Consider the following 25,162-nt stretch of genomic DNA (forward strand, 5'->3'; position numbering starts at 1 on the left):
AAACGTAAAAACCCCGATCGATCAACGATCAGGGTCCTTGGGGTGTAAAAATGCAGGTCTCCGGTTTTTTAGAGGAATCGGAGACCGAAGCAATACATCTCTGAGCGGTTTCCATGAAAAAGGTAGAAATGGCCACAAATACGGTGTTTTGAAAGTCTTCATGCTCGAAACATAGAGGATCCAGAGGGTCACTCCCAATACATAGCCTTTTAGTCCGAATAAGCCAGTAAAAAGAAGAAGTACAAGTCTTGTTATACGATCAGCCAGTCCTAATTCATAACTAGGTGTAGCAAATGTCCCTATTGCAGCAAGGGCTAAATATAAAACCACTTCGCTTGAAAAGAGACCAACCTCCACAGCCACTTGGCCGATTAATATAGCAGCCACCAAACCAAGAGCGGTCCCAAGCGTCGAAGGGGTATGGATCGCTGCCATACGCAGCATATCGATGCCGATTTCAGCTATTAAAAACTGCACGAGGAGTGGCAATGTTCCCGAATCCGTAGGTCCAATGAATGCCAGAGCTTCAGGAAGTAAATCCGGTCTTTTAGAAAAAAGAAAATACAGTGGCAGAATAAAGATGGATGCAAAGAAAGCAAAAAAACGAACGGCGCGCAGATAAGCACCGACCAATGGCTTCTGCCGATATTCTTCTGCATGTTGCAAATGATGCCAAAAAGTTGATGGCGTAATCATGACACTCGGAGATCCATCAATAATGACGAGAATGTGCCCCTCATAAAGGTGAGCAGCCGCCGTATCCGGACGTTCTGTGTAACGAATGACCGGGTAGGGATTCCAATAGCGACCGCTGATATATTCATCAATGGTCTTCTCTGCCATCGGAAGAGCGTCGGTATCAATGTCTTGTAAAACTTTCTTCAATTCGTCTACGCGGTCAGTATCTGCTATGTCTTTAACATAACAAATGCACACATCTGTTAAAGAGCGTCGTCCAATTTGTAAATATTCCATTCTCAAAGAACGATCCCTGATTCTCCTTCTCGTTAAGGCCGTGTTAAAGATAATCGTCTCCACGAACCCATCTCTCGACCCTCTCACGACTCTTTCGAGATCAGGTTCCTGGAGACCGCGGACAGGGTATGTACGAGCGTCAATCATAATGATTTCGTCTACGCCTTCAACGACCAATGCTGTAGGACCTGCCAACACCCAATCTGCCGCAGCATTCAAATCTTTCTTCTTATCTAACTCAACGTAAGGAAGGTGGGTTTTTAATAGCTTCTCTAGTGGATCCGGTTCCAATTGATCTGGTTCCAACTTTGATAGAAGTTTCATTAAATAGTGAAGGATATCATCTTTTACAAAACCATCCACAAGGAATAAGGACATCCCTCTTCCAGCATAGACAAGGTCTAGATGAACCATGTCGAAGCTTTCATCTACTCCTAGTCGATCTCTGAGATACGATACATTTTTTTCATAACTGTCAAACAAACGTTGTTCTTTCAAAACGCACCCTCCTCTAAGCCTTCTGCGAGTAGTTTCTTCTAAATCTTAGAAAACATACATGAAGAAGGACGACATCGGATAGTACGCATGTCCTTTGAAAATGGAACATATCTTGAACTATATGCCCTGCACAGAGAGGATGTATGAGGAGATGATGGTTTGAAAAAAGTTTGGGTTCATTGGGTACTTGTTCCTTTGGCCTTAGCCATTTTCATCGCACTATATACTCAATATTATAATGAGGAATCGGTTATCAAATATTTCCCTTTAGATGAAGGAAGTGGTTTTCATTCTTACGGGACCACCTTAAACTTTGCTTCTCAGGAAGATGATGACGAGTATGAAATTCTATGGAACATGTTCTCTGAAAGTGATAAAACCATGTATTTAAGGCAGGATGTCTCCCTCTTATATGTAAATGGCCGTTTAAAAGGGGTCGTGAGCAAATGGGAAGAAAATTCATCAGAAATAAAGAAAGAAACGTCCCTGCACGGAGAGGATAGTCAAAAGTATCAAGCCATTTCTTTTCATCACGGGGAGATCCATGAAGATAGTGGTCCGATTAAAAGCATACAGGCAAGCTCGAAGGACGAGCTTTACGTCATCGATTCTCCCCACTCGAAACGAACCGCTTTCAAAGAACCAGCCAATCAAGAAGAGGAAGAATGGAAGAAGAGATTGGATCATTCCATTCAACAGCAACTGGGAGTCCAATGGGAAGAACTGGTGACATACTATGGCATCAACAAAGAGGACTACACGCTTGTCCCGTTAACGAACCTTGCAGACTATGAAGACCGACCACTTCCTGGAACGAATGAAGATGATTCCGAACGAATTAAAGGACAACTGTGGGAAGGATTATATAAAAATTATGTGCTGGGCATTAGTGATACAAAGTCTTCCCACCCGATCCAAAGCTATATCCCCTTGATTCTTTTTGATAATAAAGGCAAGCACTTGATCGTCCTTTATGAAGATGATACTGGAAAGAAACACCGCCTCATCCAGGCTTATTAACGGAGGTTGTCATAAAGTTCTTTAAAATCATTTTGATCCGGGTTAATATCAGCGGCTCGTTCCGCATGGTGAGCCGCTTTGTCTTCTTCTCCCACTTGTTGATATAACAGGGCCAAATTATAATGTGCTTCTGCCATCTCAGGAGAGAGTTCAAGCACCCGGAGCAAATCTTCCCTCGCTGCACTTGTCTCGCCAGTTTGTAAGTATGCAAACGATCTGTTAAAACGTAAAGCAGCTTCGTACTGACCAGGCTGATCTAAAGCCTCGGTAGTGATTTCAATCACTTCATTATAAGCACCCGTTTGATTCAACTCCTGTGTCTTCTGTACCTCATTCAAACCTTCATCGTTATTAAATAGTCCTGCATATCCAGCAACCGCCATGCCAGAGATCAGTAAAAAATAGACACAAAAAGCAATCCACTGTTTTGATCTATCCTTCTGTTTTGGCAAACGTACCATGGCAGTGGCAAAAAAACCACCGATCATTCCACCGATATGTGCTCCATTATCAATTTGAGGAACGAGCAATCCAAATGATATGTTGATGAGAACGATAAAAATTAGATTCCAGCCCATTGTACGGAAAAACAACTGTTTATGTTGGACACCAAAAAACAAGAGGGCCCCAAACAACCCGAATATAGCGCCTGATGCTCCTGCTGCCACATGGGGATTTAACATAAAGCTTGCTACACCACCAAACAACCCCGAAAGTAAATAGGTCCATGTAAAACGCCATGTTCCATACAATTTTTCAACAGCTGTCCCCAGGTAATAGAGGGCGAACATATTCATAAAAAGATGAAGAAATCCTATATGCAAGAACATCGAACTAGCGATCCTCCACCATTCCCCATCCATAATTGCAGGATTAAACTTTGCTCCATACTGGATAAGGGTTTCTACTGAAGTACTATCTCCCACCCATTCAATGTAAAGAAAAATTAAGACATTGACAGCTAGTAGAAAGTAGGTCATTCGAGGTTTGCCATAATCGAAGATCGACATCACTTGTCTTCTTTGATCTTGTTGTTCTTTAACAAGCTGATGTTTCAAGTATGGAAGCATAGCCTCCATTTCGCTCTCACTCACCTGCTGATTCATGAGAGGTTCCTCTATTTGAAAGGAATCATAAAACTTTTTCTTTTCGGATGACTTGTTCTCATCATCCAAGTAATAAGGGAATATCTTATTTTTCTGTGTAGGAATTTCCTTATCTACATTTTCCCACTCTTCAACAGGAGGGTATTCTGAAACATATAAAACATGGAACTGGACCTTTCCACCCCTAAATAATTTCTTGTTTTGGGACAACTGTCGATATGATTTTTCCAAGTCCCTCCTCAACTCATTCTTCCAATTGATTTGTTTATGATATATGCGGATGACATGTGTTTGCCACCCCTGTTCTTTCTCAAGCCAAACTTCTCCTCGTTCTGTACTCATATTAAGCACTTGAAAACCTTGTGCAACAACTAAATCATAGGTAAGTTTCCATAAATAATACTCTTGTTCAATAAACATGTTGCACCCCCTAGATAACACCTACATCATATCATGCCCCTTTGTTAAGGAGCTAATTGAAAGCATTGAAAAAGCTGTCAGGAAGATACCCTGACAGCTTATTATATTCATAATCCTCGGAACATCTGTGAAAGAAATTTTTGACGTAACCAAGGAAAGTTCATAGACAACCGAACGAGCAGCTTTCGAAGAAAAGGGATTTTGGTAACGAAGTCCAACGCTTTGTATCGATACTTGTAAACCGTTGCTACAACCGAACCGATAATCATGACCCATCTGAAAAATTGACGCATCTCATCCACCTCTTCTATTATTAGGTGAACTTATCTTTCACTTGAGTCGTCTTCCTTATACACATAGTTATCAATGACAGGTTCCATAGTCTCCTTTAATATAGCAGCAGAGGAGTGGAATTTTGTCATTTCGTCTTCATCGAGGTTCAATTCAATAATTTCTTGGATTCCCTTTCGATTAACAATCGCTGGCACACCTATATAAAGATCATCTATCCCATACTGCCCTTCTAGATAACCAGATACTGTTAATACCGCATTCTCATTGTGAAGAATGGCTTTCGTTAAACGAACAAGTCCCATCGCAATACCATAATGAGTGGCTCCTTTACGTTTGATAATGTGATAGGCTGCATCCCTGACCTGTTCAAAAATACCTTCAAGGTCCTTCACATCATACAAGTCAGGATGGTCCTGGATGCGATCATACACCGAGCGTCCAGCTACATTGGCATGACTCCAAACCGGGAGCTCAGAGTCACCGTGTTCACCCATGATATAAGCATGAACATTTCGACTATCGATATTAAAATATTCGCTAAGGTTAAAACGTAGTCGAGCTGTATCAAGAATCGTCCCAGATCCAATCACACGTTCAGCAGGAAGGCCGGAAAATTTCCTAGTCATATAGGTCAGGATATCAACAGGATTCGTTGCAACAAGGAAAATACCATCAAATCCACTTTCCATAACAGAGTCCACGATGGACTTAAATATGGCCGTGTTTTTCTCAAGCAAATCTAGTCTCGTTTCGCCGGGTTTTTGATTCGCCCCAGCAGTAATGACGACAAGATCCGCACTTTCACAATCAGCATATTCTCCAAACCATATCTTCTTATTTGCAGGTGCAAAAGCCAGGCCATGATTTAAATCCATGGCATCGCCTTCTGATTTCTCTTTGTTCAAATCAATCATGACTAACTCATCTGCAACTCCCTGGTTCAATAAAGCAAACGCATAGCTGGAACCTACCGCGCCTGTTCCGATTAACGCTACCCTATTTAAATGTTCCAATCCAATCCCTCCCCTTTTAATCTAACTCTATTATAACCCCGAAACATTGTTCAATACTTCACAATGTTTGAATGTTTCGTGACATAATAATCTTAAAGCTGGTAGGTAGTATGAATACCGCTTTCTGTAAGCACATACTCCACTCTTTGGTCGAATTCCTCTATAGGAAGAGGTGAGTATTTTTGTCGATCTGAAGCAATCATTATTGTCTTCCCCCTAAAGCCTTCAATAAAACGGTCAAAATATCCTCCACCATATCCTATCCTGTATCCTTTTTCATCAAACAACAGCCCGGGTACAAGAAGGAGATCCAGATCATTTTTATTTACCAAGGTTGAGCTTTCAGGTTTAGGTTCTCGTAAACCAAAATAAACCCTCTCTAGTTGATCGTACTTTTCCAAGTGGTAAAATTCCATCTGCCTACTCTCAGGAACGCATTTTGGCACAACGACCATCTTCCCGCTCCGCCAACCTTCCTCTATGATTGGCTCTGTCGACCATTCATGCTTTTGAGATAGCGTGACACCGATGACTTGGGCGTTCTTCCATATTTCACTATCAAATAGACATTCTTGAATTTTTGCATCTATGTAGAGCCTTTCCTTCACATTTATATCCTGAAGAATCTTTTTTCCTTTAAACCTAAGCTCGTTCTTTTCCACTTTTAACAACCTCCAGTATAGCTCTAAAGATTCATTCCCAGAAAAGCTCCCTTTTCTTTAAGATTCAGTTTCGAGACTTTTTTTGAGTGGATGGGGGCGGAGGAGTATCTCGAAACTACTTCAGGTATTAGGTACGTTCCATACGTATTAGGAGTTGTAACACAAAGCCTCCATCGTATGGGTAGAGCTCATGACTGCTTGGTATTGAGCGCTTTCTTACCATGGTGGAAGTTGCTCCTTCTTGGTACATGGGTTCGTTTTTCACATGATCGAATGGGGTAGTTGGGAAGCTGCGAGACTCCCGCGCGAATGGCTTTCCGTCATCCCCGCAGGAAAGCGAGTAGCTTCCCAGCCACCCCTGACGCCTCCTATGGCAAACGAACCCCGAAACATCTCGAAATTGAGTCTTCCACAATCCTGCCATATACTCCAACAACTAATACATGTGTGATCGGGAGAACATTAGATATAAAAAAAACAGTAGGAAATAATCCTACTGCTTACTTTGTTTCACGGTGAAGCGTGTGCTTCCCTACGCGTGGGCTGTATTTCATAAGCTCAAGACGCTCTGGGTTTTTACGCTTGTTTTTTGTGCTAATATAATTGCGGTCACCAGTTTCGGTGCATGCAAGTGTAATGTTTACGCGCATTATTATTCCTCCTAATCATAAAAGCTATTCACTGTCTCATTCACATTATCAGACTAATTCATAATACCAAAAACGAGTAGACCTTTCAAGTAGTTATTCAGGTAAAAACGGTGAAATATCCCATAGCCACTCATCTATTTCTATGATATAAATAAATGTGGACATCCAAAGGAGTGATACAACTTGATTTACGTGATCAGTACATTGACTGCTGTCGGCCTTGGTCTATTTGTTCTTTCATTCTTCATGAATGACCGGATGAAAGAACTTGAAAATCAGGTCGAACAGGTCAATATGACAATGATGCAGAGCAACTACCAGCTTAAAAAGAAAATGAAGGTATTGGAAGAAGAACTTTTAGCGGAGGATTTAACTCAAGAAATCTTGAACAATCCACCGAAGAATAAAGAAACTGCCCAAAGCCTTCCATTAGTCGATAGAGTTCAATCGATGTATCAAAAAGGCTATAAGACCCATTACATAGCAAAACAGACGAACTTAAGCGAGCACGATATCCATTCGATGATTCAACAGCAAAGAAGTGATGGTGTTCGAGCATGAAACAATGGATAAGATCCTATGCCTTAGGTTTACTTACAGCTTCCCTTGTGTTTGCTATTACCTACTTGAATACAGCTGACACATCCTCGAAAACCGTAGAAAAAGAGTATGAAACCGAAGAGTTGATTGAACAGTTGGAAAGTGAAGGGTATCGCACTTTAACTACAAGCGAATGGCAAAGCCTCAAGGAAAATGCAAAACAAGAAGCGCCACCTCCCACAGCTGTTGAAGAAGCGCCTTTAAACACCTTTTCAATCGACATCGTTTCAGGAACTACTACCGATGATATTAGTGAAAAGCTGATCCGAGCAAACATTATTGAAGATGCTGCTGAATTTGAAACCTTTATGAAAGAAAATGATTATAGCCGCTATATACAAATTGGTCAGGCTACACTAAATTCAGGAATGTCGCTTAAAGAAATAGCTGAAGCCATTACATCTAAGTAAAAAAGCCGCACACCTGCGGCTTTTTTACTTGCTCATTTAAATATGACCGTGCACAACTATTCAGAGACTTGTTCATCTAATCCCCATACAGCACCAATTAATAACAGTCACAATGGAAAGTGAATGATACAACTAAAAAAAGACATGAATCAAATTTGATTCATGTCTTTTCTTCTATTATTTGTTCAGATCATAAGTTCTGCCCTTCACGAGATAGAAAATGCTTTCGCCGATATTTGTAATATGATCAGCGAATCTCTCTATATACCTAGCGATATAAGCCATCTGCATAATGTGCTGAATCTGTTCTGGGTTTATTGCTGTTAATTCGAGCATTTCTCTAACAATCGAACCATATTTCTCGTCTACAACATCATCCATTTCAGCAAGCTTCTTCGCTAATGAAATATCTTCATTTTCGAAAGATTTAATTGCCAAATCCACCATATCCATGACAAGGATAGCCATTTCACGCAATTCAGGATCTATCTCAATGCCATGTTCTTTACCTAAATGAATGGTTGCCTTTGCGATATTGGTCGAGTGATCTGCCATACGTTCCAAATCGCTGGAAATTTTAATAGCAATAATAATTCTTCTCAAATCCCTTGCTACCGGCTGTTGCTTAGCAAGCATTAAGATAGCATCATCGTTGATTTTCTCTTCCTTACGGTCGATGATTGAATCATCGGAAAGAATCTTTTCCGCGGCTTCTACGTCCCCTTTATATAAGACATGAATCGCTTGATCAAGTGAATTTTTTGTATCTAGAGCTAACTCTTTAATTTGATTTTTTAAATCTTCGAGTTCTTCTTCAAAATGAACACGGATTGACATGGATATTCCCCCCTGAATGATTAGCCGAAGCGTCCGGTAATATAGTCCTCTGTTCGCTTATCATGAGGATTTTGGAACAAGTCATCGGTGTCAGCGAACTCAATTAATTCTCCATTTAAGAAGAAGGCTGTTTTATCTGAAATACGCGCGGCTTGTTGCATGTTGTGAGTAACAATAATAATGCTGTATTTTTCTTTCAACTCCTGAACTAACTCTTCAACTTTGGCCGTAGAAATTGGGTCTAAGGCTGAAGTCGGTTCGTCCATTAGGATAACGTCCGGTTCAACTGCCAAAGCACGAGCGATACATACACGCTGCTGTTGCCCGCCAGAAAGACCATACGCATTTTCGTGTAGACGATCTTTTAACTCATCCCAAATCGCTGCACCTCTTAAGCTTTTCTCAACGATTTGATCTAATACTTCTTTCTTTTTGATTCCATGAATTCTTGGTCCATAGGCTACGTTATCATAGACGCTTTTAGGAAACGGGTTCGGTTTTTGGAATACCATGCCTACTTTTGTACGAAGGTATTCTTCTTTATATTTACTGCTGAAAATTTCCTGGTCACGATATTTGATAGAGCCGGATGTCTTTACGATCGGAACCATTTCCACCATACGGTTTAATGTTTTCAAGAAAGTCGATTTTCCACAACCAGAAGGTCCGATAATCGCTGTTACCTGTTTTTCAGGAACCTCCATACTTACTTCATATAGAGCTTGATCAGAACCATACCATAAATTCAGATCATTAACTTCAATAATGCTATTCATTTTCTCTTTTTTAATTCCCTCTTTGTTAACCTCAGGTTTCGTTGTTCCCTGGTTAACTTTTTTGTTTGTTTTCTCTTCCATTACTTTATTCATGTTGAAACCCTCCTCATCCTAATTAAAGACGACGTTGATATTTATTTCTGATTAACACAGCAATTGAATTCATCAGTAGCAGTACTGCTAAAAGAACAATAATTCCTGCACCCGCAACATATTGCCATTCTTCTTGGGGTCTTCCCGTCCAGTTGTAAATCTGAATCGGCATGACCGTATATTTAGCAAGTAAGGACTCAGGTAACGTGTAAATCGCTGTGGCTGCACCTACAATAATCAAAGGTGCAGTCTCACCAATTGCACGAGACAAAGCAATAATAGCACCAGTAAGAATTCCTGGAATGGCAGCTGGTAAAATGACACGTGCAATAGTTTGCCACTTAGTCGCTCCCATGCCGTAAGATGCTTCTTTGATTTCAGCTGGAACCGAGCGAACAGCCTCTTGAGCTGCTACTACGATGACTGGAAGAATCAACAAGGCCATCGTCAAACCACCAGCGATGAGTGTATAACCAAAGTTAAACATATAAACAAAGAATGTTAATCCCAGCAGTCCGAATACAATGGAAGGCACTCCAGCCAAGTTTTGAATGTTAACTCTGATAAAATCCGTGAACTTATTTTTAGGCGCGTATTCTTCCAAGTAGATCGCTGTTGCAACACCAATAATGACGGCGAATATAGCAACAATAATCATTAAGAACACGGAACCAATCAATCCAGCGTATATACCAGCTTTTTCTGGATATGGTGCTGGGAAGTTCAAAATATAGTCAAGACTTAAATAACCAATTCCTTGAGTCAATACACGATAAAAAAGTAAGACTAGGAAAACTAATCCCACTGCAGTAGCCATACCAAACAAAACCATAAGGATTTTGTTGATGGCTACTCTTCCTTCCATGCGTTTCTTGATATTTTGTTCATTTTGACCAAGCATCAATATTCCTCCCTGAACTTACGAGAAATGTACTGAGCAATAAGGTTCATGACGAGTGTAAAGACAAACAGTGTCATACCTACTGCATACAAACTGTAATAAATGGTAGATCCGAAAGTGGTATCTCCTGTCGCTGCTTGTACAATGAAAGCAGTCATGGTCTGGATCGATTCTGTCGGATTGAAAGTAAGGTTCGGTGTTGCCCCTGCTGCAATCGTAACAATCATCGTCTCTCCGATAGCTCTTGAAATAGCAAGAACAATGGATGCAATAATTCCGGAAAGAGCGGCAGGTAAAACGACCTTAAACACAACTTCCAATTTTGTAGCACCTAACCCGTAAGCACCTTCTCTTAAAGCATTAGGAACAGAGTTCATAGCATCTTCTGAAAGAGATGCGACCATAGGAATAATCATAATACCGACTACAAATCCGCCACTCAGGGCGTTAAAGATTCCCAAATCAGGAATGAAAGATTGGAACATTGGTGTAATGAACGTCAATGCAAAGTAACCATACACGACGGTCGGGATTCCTGCCAAAACTTCGAGCACAGGTTTAATGACACGTCTCACTTTATCATTTGCATATTCACTCAAAAATATGGCAGACATAAGCCCCAATGGTACAGCTACGAGTGTAGCGATCAAAGTGATGAGTAATGTTCCACCTATCAATGGAGCAACTCCATACTCACCGGACCACGGTGACCAACTTGTTCCTGTATAAAAATCAACTAAAGAGACATTGGAAAAGAAGCCAATCGACTCTCTCAATAAAGTAAATAATATACCCACAGTTGTCAAGACACTAACTGCAGCACAAAGAAGCAAGAAAAAAGGGATGATTTTCTCTATTCTTTCACCTATGCTTTTCTTGTTCTTATTCCTTTCAATCATTTGTTGGACGTCAATCATTTTCCCCTCTGATTGTAACCCCTTGTCCATGATAAAAACTCCTCTCATCCATAAGGCAAGGTGAGACTCCAATTCAAGTCTCACCTCCCTTGTTAGGTTTTCAAATCAATTACTCTGCCCAGCTTTTCGCTGTTTCAAGTTGCTCTTGATACTTGTCTTCAGGAAGAGCTACATACCCTACTTCTTCAGCAGCTTTTCCAGCATTGTTTAACGTGTACTCAACAAAATCACGAACTTGTGCTTTTTCTTTATACGCATTCACATTTACATAAGTGAATAGCGGGCGAGAAAGTGGTGTGTAAGAACCATCTTGAATTGTTTCAGGGTTCGGTTTTACAGCTTCGTTCTCACCTTCAGAAATTCCAAGAACCTTCAATACATCTTCGTTTTCAGCATAGTAAGCATATCCAAAGAAACCGATAGCGTTTGGATTGTTTTCAATACCACGGACTAGTACGTTGTCATCTTCAGAAAGTGTAGTATTTTCGCCTTCTTTCATTGGCTCTTCTTCAAGGATTACTTCGTTGAAATAGTCGAAAGTACCGGAATCATGTCCAGGGCTGAAGATTTTGATTTCTTCTTCTGGCCATTCTGGATTGATATCAGACCACTTCTTAGCATCTGAAGACTCAAGGAAGATTTGCTTCAACTGTTCAATGGACAGTTCTTCAACGAAATCGTTTTGTTGGCTGACAACTACAGAAAGACCATCGTATGCAAGTTCAAGTTCTTCTAATTGAATGTCATTTTCTTCGGCCTTAGCCATTTCTTCTTCTTTAATAGGGCGAGAAGCGTTACTCAAGTCAATCTCACCAACAGTGGATTTTTTAAATCCGCCACCAGAACCAGAAGAGTTCACTGTTACGTTCACATCAGGGTTTTCCTGATTGTAAGTGTAAGTCAAGTTTTCCATGATTGGGAAAACAGTAGAAGAACCATCGATATCGATAGGTCCGGAAACTTCTTCAGAACCTTCAGCGTTATTGCCTTCTTCTGTTGTGTTACCTTCTTCTTCTGTAGCAGAATCATCTTCTGATCCTCCACAAGCTGCAAGTACTCCAAGCACTAGAATGAACATAAGCATTAGTGCCAAACTTTTAAAGTTTTTCATTTCTTTCTCCCCCTATTTTTGTGGTTATGTTTTGTGGGTGACTGCTTGGCCAACTCACATTTTATATATTAACGAGAGAGTTTTAATGACATATGAATCAAACGTAAAGGTTTTGTAAATTGGCGTATTTTGTTGAATAAAAACCTTTATGTTCGGCTAATCCAGTCGAATTTTCGTTAATATAAAAAAAGGAGCGATACGTGTCGTATCACTCCTCAGTTTCTGCTTCTTCATCAGAATTATTCACTGTTATTCCCTTCTCTTTCCGTTCCTCTTTCAATTCAAAATAAGCCTGACCGATCCGAGCACCAATATTGTTGCTTATATTAAACGTGCTTGTCGCGTCTTCACCTAAATATGGAGATACTATGGAAAAAGCAATTTCCGGATCATTCGCAGGTGCATACCCGACTAATGTTTTATTTAAAAGGTCTCTATATGTTGTTCTCTCGCCATCTTCATTAAACACAGCTTTGAACGATTGTGCGGTACCTGTTTTAACGGCCATATTATATTTTGCGTAAGGTTCTTTAGAGAACACATGACTCGCTGTACCCTGATTTGTTTGAGCCACTTGCCTGAACCCTTCCTGTACTCTCTCTATATAAGATTGGTCCATCTCAAGTTGGTTTAATACTTGCGGGCTGTAATCTTTATACAATGGTCCTAACCCATTTTCAAGTGAGGGCTCATGAATACTTTTCACCAATCTTGGACGCATTCGGTCTCCCCCATTTGCTATGGTGGAGACATATTGGTTCAGCTGCATTGGTGTGTAGGTACTGAATTGCCCGATGGAGAAGTCCAAGATGTGTCCTGGGTTCTTCGGTTGACCAGTGACGCCCAAACCTTCATAAGGAAAATCTATACCTGTTTTCACTCCAAGTCCAAGTTGATTAAAATTAAAGATGAAGTTGTCGAATGTTCCATCTTTTAAGGATAGATAATTCATATCATAAATGTTGCTATACTCCCCACCCAAGTACATCGCTAGGAAGTACATATATACGTTAGAAGATTGTTGCAAAGCAGAAATGTCGTTGACTGTACCTATATTGGAAGTATAAGAACTTTTTTGATCTCTACCAATTGAAATAGGTCTGTCATTGATCCACGTATTAGGAGTTACCGCACCTTCATGCAAGCCGGTTAGGACAGTAGCACCTTTTACAATAGATCCAGGCATATAAGAGTTATAAAGCGCTTGATGGGACGTGTCGGAAAACCTCGAATCCCCTTCTTTAGGGTTTCTATTGTAGGTTTGACCGGTAATCGCTAAGATTTCTCCTGTGTTCGGATCAGAAACAACCGCAACAGCATTCTCAAGGTGCCTATTAGGGCCAGGGGCTTGGCGAATCGCTGATTCCAATTCCTCCTGAACGATCTTGTTCACTCTCTCCTGCAATTCCATATCAATCGTAAGGACAAGATCTTTCCCTTTCCTTCCCTCTCGGATGACTTTGGAATTAATTACGTTATTGTTTTTATCCGTTTCGTATTGTACTTTTTCTTTCGTGCCTCGGAGAACATCCTCGTATTCCTGCTCTAACCCACTTGTTCCTACGCGATCATTACGGCTGTAATCCAGTGACATAAAATAATCCAGCTTATCTCTTGGGACACCTTGTTCTTTTGAGGTAATGCTTCCTATATAGCTTCTGAAAGTAGATTCGTACGGATATGTACGCTCCCAATCTGATGTTACATTGATCCCTGGTAACTCGGCTAAATGTTCAGCCACAACAGAATATTCCCTTTCAGAGATATCCGAGTTTTTCAAAACATGTGGGGCAAGAGCATAAGCCTTATCTAATTCCTTTTTTATCGCAATGATTTCTTTGGTTTGATTATCGTATCCATTGATCTCATCTTTTTTAATACTATCTAATTGAAGTTGGTAGACTTCTCCGTTATCCAGTTCAGATGTATCTTCATCTTCGATCCGTGCAGCAACCTCTTCTTGATTTTGAAGAAAGAAGTATTCTTTAAAATCCCTATCCGTCAATTTCCCTTCATATTCCATATCGATATACTTAGATATTTCTTCGGCTAGGCGAAGCTTATCGTTAGGTTGGACACCTTTTGGAGGTGTGTAGGTAATCGAATATAATGGCTGGTTATCAACCACTACACGTCCATACCGATCATACATTTCTCCCCTCGGGACTGGTATGCTTGTCGTTGTGTTTTCTGTCCGGTCGATTTCTTCCTGGGCCTCTTCCCCATTTAAAATTTGCACGACCCCAAGTTGTAATATGATTCCAGCAAAAATAAGGAATACAACAAAAAACACCACGTTCAATCGGAAAGAAAGGTGTGACTTGTGCTTCGTATTATTCTTTTGTTTCTTTCCCATGAACTCCTCTCCTTCTTATCATGCTTCATCCATTATAGCATTTTTTGCGCACCATAGAATAGACGTAGTTCATGGGTTATTGGTTTCAATTATGTGTCGATTTCGTGTACTGAGTGTCAATTCCTCTCACAAAGAAATAAATAAAGAAATGTCCACCTCCAACAATCAAAAGGATATAGGGAATACCCGTTTCAGGTGGAATGACAGTGATGGCAAACAGAAAAATAACAATGGACAAAACTCTTCCGAAATTAAGGAAAACCTCCCTGACAACGATGTATTCAATTCTCATTTCAGCAGCATTCCATGATTTCCCGATGACATCATAAGTCAAAGAAATATAAGGCACGTATAGCATAGGGAAGAATACCCCTGCAACCCCTGCATAAATGAGCAATAAAGCCATCGTATCACTGAACAACAAAATCAGGACACTCAAATACAGCGCCAGCCCGGATATAAGAATTGCTTTTTTCCTCCGTGTTGGTTTTACCCAGCGACTAACAAGGAAATAAAACATAAAAGAAAATCCAGAGTAAACGAGATTGAAAACACCCAGGGACAATTCATCTTTAGTCATTAAGAAGATCCAAATGGATACGGCAAATAAGAACGTTCCTTCTCTAAACCCTTGAGATACATGAGCGTTTAAGATTCGCCTCCAATTTGAATTGTTTCTTCTTTCCGACAAAATCCTCCGAAATGAAAAATGACCTCTTGCCTTCCTTCTGGATAAACCGAAACTGACGAGAACAGCAATGATAAATAGACCAAAGGATATCGTAAAAATCACCGTATAACCAGTGAAATTATTCAATCGAGAAATAATGTATCCAGCAAGCAGCGGACCGGTCATACCCCCAAGTGATTGCAACACACCAAGAAACCCATTGAAAAAATCCCTCGTATCGGGTTCTGTAATTTCAAAGGTCAAAACATTGTAAGCAAGCCAATAAAAGCCATACCCTACCCCTAACAGTGACCCAAGCATGATATTAAATGTGGCAGCACGCTCTCCAACTAACAAAACAGTTAAAAAAAACAAAGAGAGAACTGTCACACCGGTTCTCAATACAATCACACGATCTAATCGCTTCGCAAACTTCCCCGCGATTATGAAAGTTATGGGTTGTAAGACATAAATGGCTAAATTATAAAGAGCTATATCAACGTAGCTATTGGATTGTTTCCATAAGTATATGTTCACAAATGTACTGGATAAGAATATACCGAGAGAGTATAAGCCTCCAATGAGAAGTAACAGCAATAAATCTTTTGATACATTTTCGTGGCTGAGCCACACACGCAGCTTACTCACCATATCCATGTCTCCTTTGTGTTCACCTTTAGTGTTTTCAGAACAAAAGGAGATATACAAAAAGAGAGGCATGGATTAATATCCATGCCTCTCGGAATTTTGAATTATTTAGCTGTATCGAAACGCTTAGCTACTTCATCCCAATTGACAACATTCCAGAATGCTGACACATAATCAGGACGACGGTTTTGATAGTTCAGGTAATACGCATGCTCCCAAACATCAAGACCTAAGATTGGAGTTTTACCTTCCATAATCGGAGAATCCTGGTTAAGGGTATCGATTACTTCCAGATCGCCATTATTGACTACTAACCATGCCCAGCCAGATCCGAAGCGGCCTTTTGCCGTTTCTTCAAACTTTTCTTTAAACTGATCGAAGCCACCGAACGTATCGTTGATTTTCGTAGCAAGATCCCCTGTTGGTTCACCGCCACCATTCGGAGACATGATTGTCCAGAATAGGCTGTGGTTTGCGTGTCCGCCACCGTTACGGCGCACTGCTGTACGAATATCTTCCGGTACAACAGCTAGGTTGTTGGAAAGAAGCTCTTCCAAGGACTTGTCTTGAAGATCAGCATGTCCTTCAAGTGCATTGTTAAGCTTTGTTACATATCCGTTGTGGTGCTTCGTATGGTGGATGTTCATTGTTTCCTTATCAATAGTAGGTTCTAGTGCATCATAAGCGTAAGGTAGTTCTGGTAGTTCAAATTTAGCCATAATGTAACTCCTCCTTTAGAATAATATGTAAAACAGAAGCAATTCGCTTCACATTTTACATTATCAAACGGAAAAATGATTAGCAAATGTTTTGCATCACGATATTAAGAATTCCCTTAAAGCAAAATTTAAAACATAAAAAAACAACCAAGATTCACTTGGTTGTTTTCAAGAAGTGGCTCGGGACGGAATCGAACCGCCGACACACGGATTTTCAGTCCGTTGCTCTACCGACTGAGCTACCGAGCCATAATTAGTATTATACTACGTATTGCTTGCGCTTCTTGCAAATCCTTTTACCGCCTGATCTTCAAGAACATCATCCATTTTCTATAAACTCGTCAGGCCATACTGCTATCATTATTATGTAATCATGGCGGAGGAGGAGGGATTCGAACCCCCGCGGGCCGTAAAGCCCCTGGCGGTTTTCAAGACCGCTCCCTTCAGCCAAACTTGGGTACTCCTCCGTAACATGTTGTGGTGGACCCTGCAGGACTCGAACCTGCGACCGATCGGTTATGAGCCGATAGCTCTAACCAGCTGAGCTAAGGGTCCACATGGGGCGGCTGATGGGAATCGAACCCACGAATGCCGGAACCACAATCCGGTGCGTTAACCACTTCGCCACAACCGCCATGCTTTTTTAATATGTATAATTGGTGGCGGTGGAGGGAATCGAACCCACGACCTCACGGGTATGAACCGTACGCTCTAGCCAGCTGAGCTACACCGCCATTAGATATCGCTTATGAGCGACTTTATTAATATATCATTTCCTGTTGAAAACGTCAACTGTTTTTTTCTCTTCCAAATCAGCGACAAAAATAATATACCACGCCCTCCTATTCCTTTCAAGGGTTTTTTTCAAGAAAACACAACATCTTGAATATCTGTCCCCATAAACCTCTGAAGTTGATGATTAGACTTCCTGCTTAGAGCCCTTTATTTAGGGAAGTTTTCGAGTGAAAGTCCTACTGACAGTCATGATAGGCAAAAGCAGAGAGCATGTTTATGTGCGACGGGGGAAGGCCATCACTTTTCATGAGTAAAAAGAATCATACAAACATAAAACACCCCCCTTTGCACAACCTTTCCATAATTGCTATCTCATATAAACAATAACAAAATAAAAAAGGCGGCTGATCCAGCCGCCTTTTTCCTTTAAAGACTTTCTTTTTCTCCCAATACTTCTTCAGCAATGTTCACTGCATGATCACCGATACGTTCTAAGTTGCTGATCATATCTACAAAGACAATTCCTGCTTGTCCTGTGCAAACACCCTCATTCAAACGGATGATATGCTTTTTACGATAACTGCGTTCCATACGATCCAATTCATTCTCTTTTTGGACGACAGCCAGCGCCTCTTCACGACTCATCGTTTCAAGAGATCTTGTGGCTTGCTTAACGGTCATTAACGTAAGATCAAACATTGTATTTAAATCCTCAATAGCCTGAGGGGTTAGATTCACTTTATTTGAGTTCTTATAATCAATCAGCTCAATGATATTTTCAAAGTGGTCACCAATACGTTCCAAATCTCTGACAGAATCCATTAAAGCTGAATGCTTATGACTTTCTTCATCAGATAGCGATGCTTGAGATAGATCAACAAGATAATCTGTTATTTTGCGATCCAGGTTGTTCAAGGCATCTTCAATTTGCATGGCAAGTTCAGAATGCTTTTGTTGTTTATTGTTCAAATAGAGACTTGTCTCTTCAAGACCTTTATAAGCATACTCACCCATACGTACAACTTCTTCTTTTGCCTGGTCTAACGCAAGGGATGGAGATTGTTCAATGAAAATCGGATCCAAATGCCTTGGTTTGTGATCAATTTCTGAATCCTTCCCGGGTACCAGCTTAATGACAATCCATGCAAGGACTGCAATAAACGGGAATTGCACAACCGCATTCGCAATGTTGAAGGATCCGTGAGCAAAGGCAATGGTCATCTCGGGCTCTAAATCCATACTCGTTTGTAACCAGTTCACATATCTTTCAAATGGAACAAGGAAAATCAAGAATACGGTAGCACCTAACACGTTGAAAATGACGTGTGCAAAAGCAGCTCGCTTCGCTCCGACACTTGCACCGATTGAGGCAAGAACAGCCGTAATCGTTGTACCAATATTATCTCCAAACAAGACTGGGATCGCTGCTTGCAAATCGACAAGACCTTCCCCAAGCAATGTCTGCAAAATTCCAATTGTAGCACTGGAGCTTTGTACGATCACTGTGAATAGGGTACCTACAATAACACCTAGAATAGGATTATCACTCATGCTGACGGTCAAGTCTTGGAAAGCCTGTAATGATCGAAGCGGCTTCACTCCACCACTCATAACTTCAAGACCAAAAAATAAAGCACCTAGACCGAAGATGGTCTGACCAAGGTTTGCCACTTTTTTACTTTTGAAAAAGAATAACAAGAATGCACCAACAGCTAAAATAGGCAACCCATAAGCTTTAATATCTATACCAATAATAAATGCGGTCATGGTTGTACCAATGTTGGCCCCCATTATGACACCGATCGCTTGTCTGAATGTCATAAATCCTGCATTAACAAGACCAACAGTCAATACTGTTGTCGTACTACTACTTTGCAAAAGAATCGTAACAATTGTACCCGCTACTACACCCATGAATGGATTACTCGTAAAACGGTCCAACAGTTCCCTCAAACGATCTCCTGCTGTACGTTGTAGTCCATCCGCCATATACTTTAAGCCGAATAGAAAGATACCGAGTCCACCGATGAATTCAAATATCATCTGTTGTACATCGATTTCCATTTTCTCCACCCTTTCTTCATCCAAATTTCATCATTTTTCTCTTTTTTAAAAACAACCTCACTCATATTAACCATGGAAAAAGCTTTTGTAAAGACAATTAACGAATCTTAACATTAAATTTACATTCCTATAATACTGACATAATTTCGGTTTGTTATTGAAATTTTCCGATAAAAAAAGGCCCGCTGTGGGGACCTTTTATGAAGCTCTTTCTTCCATTGTGGAATCCTGATCTGGATCTTCTTCCACATCATGATGGGATACTTCTTTTCGTAAATCCTCATTTACAAATTGATTCGAAGCTATTATGCCTGAGAGCTCTTGTGTAAGTCCAATCAGATCGTGCGTAAATGCATCAAAAGTTTCCATTGTGTTTTGTTGGCGCTCGGAAGTTTCAGCTAATCTTTTTGTGGAACGAAACTGGTTTGAGGTAACATTGTTCATTCCTTCAATGACGTGTTCCATACGCGGCATAATCTCTTTCCCATCATTCAGCTGATGTTTGGTGGACTCTAATTGTAGATTAAATGTATTCATCCCGTGCGATAAATTCCTAAAAGCATCTTTTGATATATCCATTTGTTGTTGCCGTTCCTGAATTTCTTTTTCCATCTGGTCAAATTGTGCGGAAAGATCTCCTCCGAGTGACATGACATCCTTCATCCGTTGGTCAATATCAACAGCCGCTGTTCTGGATCGGTCAGCCAGCCGCCTTACTTCCTGCGCAACAACGGCGAATCCATTGCCATGCTCCCCTGCACGAGCCGCTTCAATCGAAGCATTCAATGCAAGCATTCTGGTTTGCTCTGCGATCTCTTGTATCTTGGTTCCGGAATCCTGAATGTTTAGCATGTAGTTTTGAAAAGATTCAATCCTTGAGGTCATGCCTTGAATTTCTGTTCTAAAAGTACGGAAAGTTTGTTCGACTTGCTCCACCCCTCCATTTCCTGAACAAACAGCACCATTCATTCGTTCCTGTTCACCAAAAAGATTTTCCAACGTCATTTGCAACTGGCCGAATACTGTATTCAATTCATTAAAGACTTCTTTTTGGCTCTCCATATTTTCTGAAGTTTGTCCGCTTTCATCCTGGACTTGATTCACACTTTTCTGAAGATCGTGGTGGACAAGCTTCAGTTCATGTGAAGAGTGATCCATCTGCTCTCCCCCCTTTTCAAGTTGATCGACAGCTCCTTGAAGGGATGACAGTATGTCAGCAATTTTATGTATAAGTTCCTCATAACTTTTTCTTAATGATTGAATTTCAGGAAGGCTCGTATTAATGGTCGTTGCCTCACTCAAGACTCCATTCCTCGCTTGCTCCATAACACGCTGCATTTGTTTCACTGGATGGACAATTTTCCCCACAACCAGATAAACAATTACACCGATCGTCAGTACAGTAATGAAACCTAATAACGCCGTATTCACAGCCATTTGACGAACTCCACTCATAAAGTCTCGTTCTGGCACCCCAAGGACATAAATCCCTTGTAATTCTTGAACAGGCGCGTAAGATAGCACGAAGCTCTCACCATCCAACTGTACGGTTTCTGTACCATTCTCTTCTGTCAGCAGTTCCTCCGCCAGCGACTCAGGCAGAGATTTTTCATCCATGGCAGGGTAAGAATAGACTCCCTCGTTCGTAATGAGAAAAGCTTTAGAAGATAACCCATCTTGTTGGATTTCTGCTTGCTGCACGTTCGAATACCCTTCCATCCGTTTTGAAAATTGTTCCTGATCCCCTACGAAGGCATACATCAACTGTTCTGCTACATCCTGAGCCATCAACAGTTCTCGTTCCAAACGGTCCTGGACCAGATCCATTTGAATGTCTTTAGCTTTCGTGTAAGAGAAAAACCCGATCATGGAAACTGAAATAAGCACTAGGGCACAAACAATGACTGTAAGCCTTATTTGCAAGCTGTTTCGAGGCCATTGCCTTCTTAAGGCCATTGGTTTAAGCCGTATCCTTTTTTTCATAAAAAAACACTCCATCTCTTTGATTGATTGCACAAACCAAAGTATGACGACAGAGTGTTAAGGTATTGTTAATGATTTTTTAAGATTAGGTAATTTCACAACTTCTTGACCAGGATTTTTGTCCCATCCACTTTTACGACCTTAATAGCATCTCCAGAAGCAACCCACTGGCCGTTAGAAACTGCGCTGTATTCTTCATCGTTAATGATGATCGTACCTACGGGTCTCATATCTGTTAAAGCTTCCCCTTGTTGTTCAAGTAAGTACTGGTACTTTTCATTCATTGAGTTGTATCCCATTTCAGTGGATAATTGGTCGTTGAGAGCCATTTTGGACCACATCTTTCTGTGTTTGAAAACCTTCAAAAAAAGCAAAGAAGACGCTCCTCCCAAAATAACCCCTATCACACTGTACAAACCTGCGATCCAGTTAGGCGCACTAAAACCCACTGCAATGATCATCGTTACCGCACCAATTGTTGCAAGTGTACCGTCGTTTATGAGTTTTCCATCGATGATCATCAGGGCAATTCCAAGAAAATAAACGAGCATCATGACAATGAACATTTCTGTCTCAAGGTACCCTGAGAAAAAAACCGTTATAAAGCCGAAGCCGATAATAGCAAACACGCCACGCATATTTACGAGTAATTCTCCAATTAAAAACATCGTACCGAGAAAAGTAATAAATAAAGCAATCCAATCATAAGTAAACAAGATGGTTCACATCCTCTCCTTAATTACTATACGTACGTTTGAAGATGATCTTTCGTTTCAAAGTTCTTATTATTTTTTGTCTCCAACCACCATGGTATAATGATGACAACATTTGTTCGTTTACACAAATTTAACTTACAAATGCGCATATTTAAGGTTCCTGACTTCTCATTTACAAAAATAGCCCTTATAATGAAGGTTGGAATTCATCTTGCATACCTTTTTGTGAATATACAAAGGAGCGATACTAATGGCAATTACGCACAGAAAAGATACACGTCCCGTAAGAGTCGGAGACATTACAATAGGTGGATCGGATGAGGTTGTCATCCAGTCTATGACCACCACTAAAACACACGATGTAGAGGCAACAGTCGCTGAAATCAAGCGCTTGGAAGAAGCCGGCTGTCAAGTCGTTCGAGTCGCCTGCCCGGATGACCGAGCTGCTGATGCGATTCCTGAAATCAAGAAACGCATTAACATCCCTTTGGTTGTTGATATCCACTTTGATTATAAAAAGGCTTTGAAAGCCATAGAAGGTGGAGCAGACAAGATTCGTATTAACCCAGGGAACATCGGGAAACGTGAAAAAGTGGAAGCAGTTGTAAAAGCAGCCAAGGCAAAAGGCATTCCGATCAGAATTGGAGTCAACGCTGGATCCTTAGAGCGCCACATTCTTGAGAAATACGGTTATCCTACTGCAGATGGAATGGTAGAAAGTGCCTTGCACCACATTAAGATCCTTGAGGACCTTGATTTCCACGATATCATTGTGTCCCTAAAAGCTTCTGACGTTAAGCTGGCCATAGAAGCTTACGAAAAAGCTGCCGCTGCATTCAACTACCCTATACACTTGGGTATCACTGAATCAGGGACGCTTTTTGCCGGCACTGTAAAAAGTGCTGCAGGACTGGGAGCAATCTTAAGTAAAGGAATTGGAAGTACGGTCCGAATCAGCTTAAGTGCTGATCCTGTGGAAGAAGTTAAAGTAGCGAAAGAACTTCTCAAATCATTCGGCCTTGCATCCAACGCCGCGACACTCATCTCATGTCCGACGTGTGGACGAATTGAGATCGACTTAATCTCCATCGCTAATGAGGTTGAAGAATATATCCAAACCATAAAAGCACCGATTAAAGTAGCTGTCCTCGGCTGTGCTGTTAATGGTCCTGGTGAAGCAAGAGAAGCAGACATCGGAATTGCCGGTGCACGCGGAGAAGGACTACTCTTCCGTCACGGAGAAATCATCCGTAAAGTACCTGAAGACATCATGGTAGAAGAACTGAAGAAAGAAGTCGATAAATTAGCTGAGGAACATTACGAAAAAGAGCGTAAAGAAAAAGAGAAATTAAAACAAGAGCAAGAGCAATCCTAAAAAAAGGTGACCCGGATCCGGGTCACCTTTTTTGTCTATATCAAGTTATACATCGGAGCGAAGAATAATGAAAATGCAATGGAAACGATACTGACTATAATCGCCATGTTGCCTAGTGTATCAGCTCCACGTCGCTTACCAATGATGCCCAGGATAATCCCGGCTGCACCGAGAATTAGAGGAGCGAAAAAGAAAGAAAGGATTGCGGCTGATAATCCCAACCAGCCCATCCCCACTTTAACGTCTTCCTCTTCTTCCATCGTCGTTTCTTGTTCCTCATTATTCATCGGCTCATCGATCGGTCCTACGGCCGCTTCCTGAGCAAACTCTTCCTCATAACTATCGCCATAAACAGGTTGATCTGAACCTCGACCATGATCATCAACAGCTACAACGTCATCAAAATCAGAGGCACCTGCTTCACTATTTCCAGATTCCTGACGTAGATCCTGGTCTTGAATTTCTTCAAATGCTTCATTCAGGACTTGTTCATTTGAAGGCTCATCGTGCTCATGAATTGCATTTTCATGAACATGCTCTAATTCATCCCCGTGTTCAGGGGCTCTTTGTGTTTTATGATTCTCAACAGTATCTTTCGGATCACGCATTAGAATACCCTCACTTTCTGTTTGAAGAATCATGATTATTATATGGAGAGCCTAAGAAATTACATGAGGGATTTGATGGTAAAAAAACGTCTGACTATACATCAGACGTTTCCCGATCAATTTGCTAATACTACGGTTGTATGACTTTCTGCCTTCTCTTGAATTTCTTTAGCATACCAGCTTTGAGCATGTCCATTTTCTTGTTTATATTCCTTCAAGCCGCCCATTCCTCGATGATACGCCGTGAGTGCCTCGTCCCAATTTTGATATTGATTTTGTAAAAAATCCAAATAAACTAGAGATAATTGCATGGAATAATAAGGGTCGAAAAGCAACTCTTCTTTGTAAGGTAAGCCAGCCATATCAGCAATCCAAGGAGCCGTGTTTTTCATGAATTGTGACATTCCGTAGGCATGTCCATATTTCGTTTCGGGTCCCACAAGCTCAGGATCAAAGGTTCCCCCCGTTTCTACTTTTAGTAACTCATAAACAAGAAAAGGGTTAATTTCATAACGCTCGGCTTCTTTCACTAAATACATCGCCCAGGATTTCTTAAAATTCCCATCACTTTCGTTTACTAAGCGGTCTGCCTTTTTTTCAATTTCCGGCCATGTAAAGTACCCATTTTTTTCTTCTTTTGATGCAGGCTGTTCCTTCAAATACTCATTCGTTGACTGTAATCGATCAACTTCTTTAGATAGCGCTTCATTTTTATTTTTCAATTCCTGCTTTTGATCAACCAGGGCTTGTTCCTGCTTTTGGTTCCATTGATTTATAGTAAAGAATGTCGCCGCAACGAGCAGCAACGCAACACCCGTAGTCCAAAGAGGTTTTTGTTCCTTCATGTTCATTCACTCCTTCACTCCCAGCACATTAGCACTTTTAACAAGTACCACTCAAACCCATTGGCTTATACTAACCGATTGGAATATGTAATTCAATTGAAACACTTATAGACATAATTTTTTAAAAACACAAATCCTTCTCTACATTCATATGGTGTAG

The 25,162-nt window shown here is 40.8% G+C and carries 23 protein-coding genes and 5 tRNA genes; 4 read left to right on the forward strand and 24 right to left on the reverse strand.

Annotated features, from left to right (window positions below; all coding sequences use genetic code 11):
• Positions 1–21: 21 nt before the first annotated feature.
• On the reverse strand, positions 22–1,473 hold the full coding sequence (locus tag ACXACN_RS08335; RefSeq protein WP_474963736.1) for a spore germination protein: 1,452 nt from the start codon (positions 1,471–1,473) through the stop codon (positions 22–24).
• Positions 1,474–1,632: 159 nt separating this feature from the next.
• Between ACXACN_RS08335 and ACXACN_RS08340 the strand changes: the two genes are divergently transcribed.
• Entirely contained in the window at positions 1,633–2,493 is an 861-nt protein-coding gene (locus ACXACN_RS08340; protein ID WP_474963738.1) for a hypothetical protein, read from the forward strand.
• Here the strand turns inward: ACXACN_RS08340 and ACXACN_RS08345 are convergent.
• The 5 genes from ACXACN_RS08345 to rpmG all read right to left on the reverse strand — a co-directional run bounded on the left by ACXACN_RS08345 (position 2,490) and on the right by rpmG (position 6,638).
• Entirely contained in the window at positions 2,490–4,019 is a 1,530-nt protein-coding gene (locus ACXACN_RS08345) for a rhomboid family intramembrane serine protease (protein ID WP_474963739.1), read from the reverse strand. The two genes, ACXACN_RS08340 and ACXACN_RS08345, sit on opposite strands and share 4 nt — an antisense overlap.
• Before the next feature lie 107 nt (positions 4,020–4,126).
• A complete protein-coding gene (locus ACXACN_RS08350) occupies positions 4,127–4,312 on the reverse strand; it encodes a hypothetical protein (protein WP_474963741.1) in 186 nt (61 codons plus the stop codon).
• Between the two features lie 30 nt (positions 4,313–4,342).
• Entirely contained in the window at positions 4,343–5,326 is a 984-nt protein-coding gene (locus ACXACN_RS08355) for an L-lactate dehydrogenase (protein WP_474963742.1), read from the reverse strand.
• 92 nt (positions 5,327–5,418) lie between these two features.
• Entirely contained in the window at positions 5,419–5,988 is a 570-nt protein-coding gene (locus ACXACN_RS08360) for a 5-formyltetrahydrofolate cyclo-ligase (protein ID WP_474963743.1), read from the reverse strand.
• Between the two features lie 500 nt (positions 5,989–6,488).
• Positions 6,489–6,638, reverse strand: a complete 150-nt coding sequence (gene rpmG, locus ACXACN_RS08365) for a 50S ribosomal protein L33 (protein WP_035509116.1) — start codon at positions 6,636–6,638, stop codon at positions 6,489–6,491.
• 183 nt (positions 6,639–6,821) lie between these two features.
• Here rpmG and ACXACN_RS08370 point away from each other — a divergent pair, with 183 nt between their 5' ends.
• Positions 6,822–7,199 carry a hypothetical protein gene (locus ACXACN_RS08370; RefSeq protein ID WP_474963745.1) on the forward strand — a complete coding sequence of 126 codons (378 nt, stop codon included), beginning with the start codon at positions 6,822–6,824 and terminating at the stop codon, positions 7,197–7,199.
• The gene (locus ACXACN_RS08375; protein ID WP_474963746.1) at positions 7,196–7,648 is read left to right on the forward strand and encodes a hypothetical protein; all 453 of its coding nucleotides are present in this window, start codon (positions 7,196–7,198) and stop codon (positions 7,646–7,648) included. Before ACXACN_RS08370 ends, ACXACN_RS08375 begins: the two co-directional genes overlap by 4 nt.
• 177 nt (positions 7,649–7,825) lie before the next feature.
• Here ACXACN_RS08375 and phoU read toward each other — a convergent pair whose 3' ends face one another.
• From phoU to ACXACN_RS08455, 16 genes are all read right to left on the reverse strand, one after another.
• A complete protein-coding gene (gene phoU / locus ACXACN_RS08380; RefSeq protein WP_474963747.1) occupies positions 7,826–8,485 on the reverse strand; it encodes a phosphate signaling complex protein PhoU in 660 nt (219 codons plus the stop codon).
• A 20-nt stretch (positions 8,486–8,505) separates the two neighbouring features.
• Positions 8,506–9,261, reverse strand: a complete 756-nt coding sequence (gene pstB, locus ACXACN_RS08385) for a phosphate ABC transporter ATP-binding protein PstB (protein WP_474966830.1) — start codon at positions 9,259–9,261, stop codon at positions 8,506–8,508.
• Between the two features lie 115 nt (positions 9,262–9,376).
• Positions 9,377–10,255, reverse strand: coding sequence for a phosphate ABC transporter permease PstA (gene pstA / locus ACXACN_RS08390; RefSeq protein WP_474963749.1), 879 nt, complete (start codon positions 10,253–10,255; stop codon positions 9,377–9,379).
• Positions 10,255–11,202: a phosphate ABC transporter permease subunit PstC gene (pstC, locus tag ACXACN_RS08395; protein ID WP_474963750.1), complete on the reverse strand. Its 948-nt coding sequence runs from the start codon at positions 11,200–11,202 to the stop codon at positions 10,255–10,257. Before pstC ends, pstA begins: the two co-directional genes overlap by 1 nt.
• Positions 11,203–11,281: 79 nt before the next feature.
• The gene (locus tag ACXACN_RS08400) at positions 11,282–12,283 is read right to left on the reverse strand and encodes a PstS family phosphate ABC transporter substrate-binding protein (protein WP_474963752.1); all 1,002 of its coding nucleotides are present in this window, start codon (positions 12,281–12,283) and stop codon (positions 11,282–11,284) included.
• Positions 12,284–12,491: 208 nt separating this feature from the next.
• Positions 12,492–14,639 carry a peptidoglycan D,D-transpeptidase FtsI family protein gene (locus tag ACXACN_RS08405; protein WP_474963753.1) on the reverse strand — a complete coding sequence of 716 codons (2,148 nt, stop codon included), beginning with the start codon at positions 14,637–14,639 and terminating at the stop codon, positions 12,492–12,494.
• 85 nt (positions 14,640–14,724) lie between these two features.
• On the reverse strand, positions 14,725–15,960 hold the full coding sequence (locus tag ACXACN_RS08410; RefSeq protein ID WP_474963754.1) for an MFS transporter: 1,236 nt from the start codon (positions 15,958–15,960) through the stop codon (positions 14,725–14,727).
• A 101-nt stretch (positions 15,961–16,061) separates the two neighbouring features.
• Complete coding sequence (locus ACXACN_RS08415) at positions 16,062–16,676, reverse strand: superoxide dismutase (RefSeq protein ID WP_474963756.1); 615 nt, start codon at positions 16,674–16,676, stop codon at positions 16,062–16,064.
• 176 nt (positions 16,677–16,852) lie between these two features.
• Positions 16,853–16,925 (reverse strand) — tRNA-Phe (locus tag ACXACN_RS08420).
• Positions 16,926–17,050: 125 nt separating this feature from the next.
• Positions 17,051–17,143, reverse strand: a tRNA-Ser gene (locus ACXACN_RS08425).
• Between the two features lie 11 nt (positions 17,144–17,154).
• A tRNA-Ile gene (locus tag ACXACN_RS08430) sits at positions 17,155–17,231 on the reverse strand.
• 3 nt (positions 17,232–17,234) lie between these two features.
• Positions 17,235–17,310: transfer RNA gene (locus ACXACN_RS08435), tRNA-His, on the reverse strand.
• A gap of 23 nt (positions 17,311–17,333) precedes the next feature.
• A tRNA-Met gene (locus ACXACN_RS08440) sits at positions 17,334–17,410 on the reverse strand.
• A gap of 427 nt (positions 17,411–17,837) precedes the next feature.
• Positions 17,838–19,475 (reverse strand): Na/Pi cotransporter family protein, encoded by a 1,638-nt coding sequence (locus ACXACN_RS08445; protein ID WP_474963757.1) that lies wholly within the window; start codon positions 19,473–19,475, stop codon positions 17,838–17,840.
• A 198-nt stretch (positions 19,476–19,673) separates the two neighbouring features.
• On the reverse strand, positions 19,674–21,458 hold the full coding sequence (locus tag ACXACN_RS08450; protein ID WP_474963758.1) for a methyl-accepting chemotaxis protein: 1,785 nt from the start codon (positions 21,456–21,458) through the stop codon (positions 19,674–19,676).
• 95 nt (positions 21,459–21,553) lie between these two features.
• Positions 21,554–22,174 (reverse strand): NfeD family protein, encoded by a 621-nt coding sequence (locus ACXACN_RS08455; protein ID WP_474963760.1) that lies wholly within the window; start codon positions 22,172–22,174, stop codon positions 21,554–21,556.
• 250 nt (positions 22,175–22,424) lie between these two features.
• Between ACXACN_RS08455 and ispG the strand changes: the two genes are divergently transcribed.
• On the forward strand, positions 22,425–23,549 hold the full coding sequence (gene ispG / locus ACXACN_RS08460) for a flavodoxin-dependent (E)-4-hydroxy-3-methylbut-2-enyl-diphosphate synthase (RefSeq protein ID WP_474963761.1): 1,125 nt from the start codon (positions 22,425–22,427) through the stop codon (positions 23,547–23,549).
• Between the two features lie 35 nt (positions 23,550–23,584).
• Here ispG and ACXACN_RS08465 read toward each other — a convergent pair whose 3' ends face one another.
• Together ACXACN_RS08465 and ACXACN_RS08470 are read right to left on the reverse strand one after the other, a co-directional pair.
• Complete coding sequence (locus ACXACN_RS08465) at positions 23,585–24,157, reverse strand: hypothetical protein (RefSeq protein WP_474963762.1); 573 nt, start codon at positions 24,155–24,157, stop codon at positions 23,585–23,587.
• 116 nt (positions 24,158–24,273) lie between these two features.
• Entirely contained in the window at positions 24,274–25,002 is a 729-nt protein-coding gene (locus ACXACN_RS08470; protein WP_474963764.1) for a transglycosylase SLT domain-containing protein, read from the reverse strand.
• Positions 25,003–25,162 lie beyond the last annotated feature (160 nt).

It is taken from the genome of Halobacillus sp. AWM4_238, assembly GCF_056158265.1.

Excerpts from the sequence above, each read along its gene's own strand:
- ACXACN_RS08345 (WP_474963739.1), bottom strand. The coding sequence starts at position 4,019 with ATGTTTATTGAACAAGAGTATTATTTATGGAAACTTACCTATGATTTA.
- ACXACN_RS08350 (WP_474963741.1), bottom strand. The coding sequence starts at position 4,312 with ATGCGTCAATTTTTCAGATGGGTCATGATTATCGGTTCGGTTGTAGCA.
- rpmG (WP_035509116.1), bottom strand. The coding sequence starts at position 6,638 with ATGCGCGTAAACATTACACTTGCATGCACCGAAACTGGTGACCGCAAT.
- ACXACN_RS08375 (WP_474963746.1), top strand. The coding sequence starts at position 7,196 with ATGAAACAATGGATAAGATCCTATGCCTTAGGTTTACTTACAGCTTCC.
- phoU (WP_474963747.1), bottom strand. The coding sequence starts at position 8,485 with ATGTCAATCCGTGTTCATTTTGAAGAAGAACTCGAAGATTTAAAAAAT.
- pstB (WP_474966830.1), bottom strand. The coding sequence starts at position 9,261 with ATGAATAGCATTATTGAAGTTAATGATCTGAATTTATGGTATGGTTCT.
- pstA (WP_474963749.1), bottom strand. The coding sequence starts at position 10,255 with ATGCTTGGTCAAAATGAACAAAATATCAAGAAACGCATGGAAGGAAGA.
- pstC (WP_474963750.1), bottom strand. The coding sequence starts at position 11,202 with ATGGACAAGGGGTTACAATCAGAGGGGAAAATGATTGACGTCCAACAA.
- ACXACN_RS08400 (WP_474963752.1), bottom strand. The coding sequence starts at position 12,283 with ATGAAAAACTTTAAAAGTTTGGCACTAATGCTTATGTTCATTCTAGTG.
- ACXACN_RS08405 (WP_474963753.1), bottom strand. The coding sequence starts at position 14,639 with ATGGGAAAGAAACAAAAGAATAATACGAAGCACAAGTCACACCTTTCT.
- ACXACN_RS08410 (WP_474963754.1), bottom strand. The coding sequence starts at position 15,960 with ATGGTGAGTAAGCTGCGTGTGTGGCTCAGCCACGAAAATGTATCAAAA.
- ACXACN_RS08415 (WP_474963756.1), bottom strand. The coding sequence starts at position 16,676 with ATGGCTAAATTTGAACTACCAGAACTACCTTACGCTTATGATGCACTA.
- ACXACN_RS08445 (WP_474963757.1), bottom strand. The coding sequence starts at position 19,475 with ATGGAAATCGATGTACAACAGATGATATTTGAATTCATCGGTGGACTC.
- ACXACN_RS08450 (WP_474963758.1), bottom strand. The coding sequence starts at position 21,458 with ATGAAAAAAAGGATACGGCTTAAACCAATGGCCTTAAGAAGGCAATGG.
- ispG (WP_474963761.1), top strand. The coding sequence starts at position 22,425 with ATGGCAATTACGCACAGAAAAGATACACGTCCCGTAAGAGTCGGAGAC.
- ACXACN_RS08465 (WP_474963762.1), bottom strand. The coding sequence starts at position 24,157 with ATGCGTGATCCGAAAGATACTGTTGAGAATCATAAAACACAAAGAGCC.
- ACXACN_RS08470 (WP_474963764.1), bottom strand. The coding sequence starts at position 25,002 with ATGAAGGAACAAAAACCTCTTTGGACTACGGGTGTTGCGTTGCTGCTC.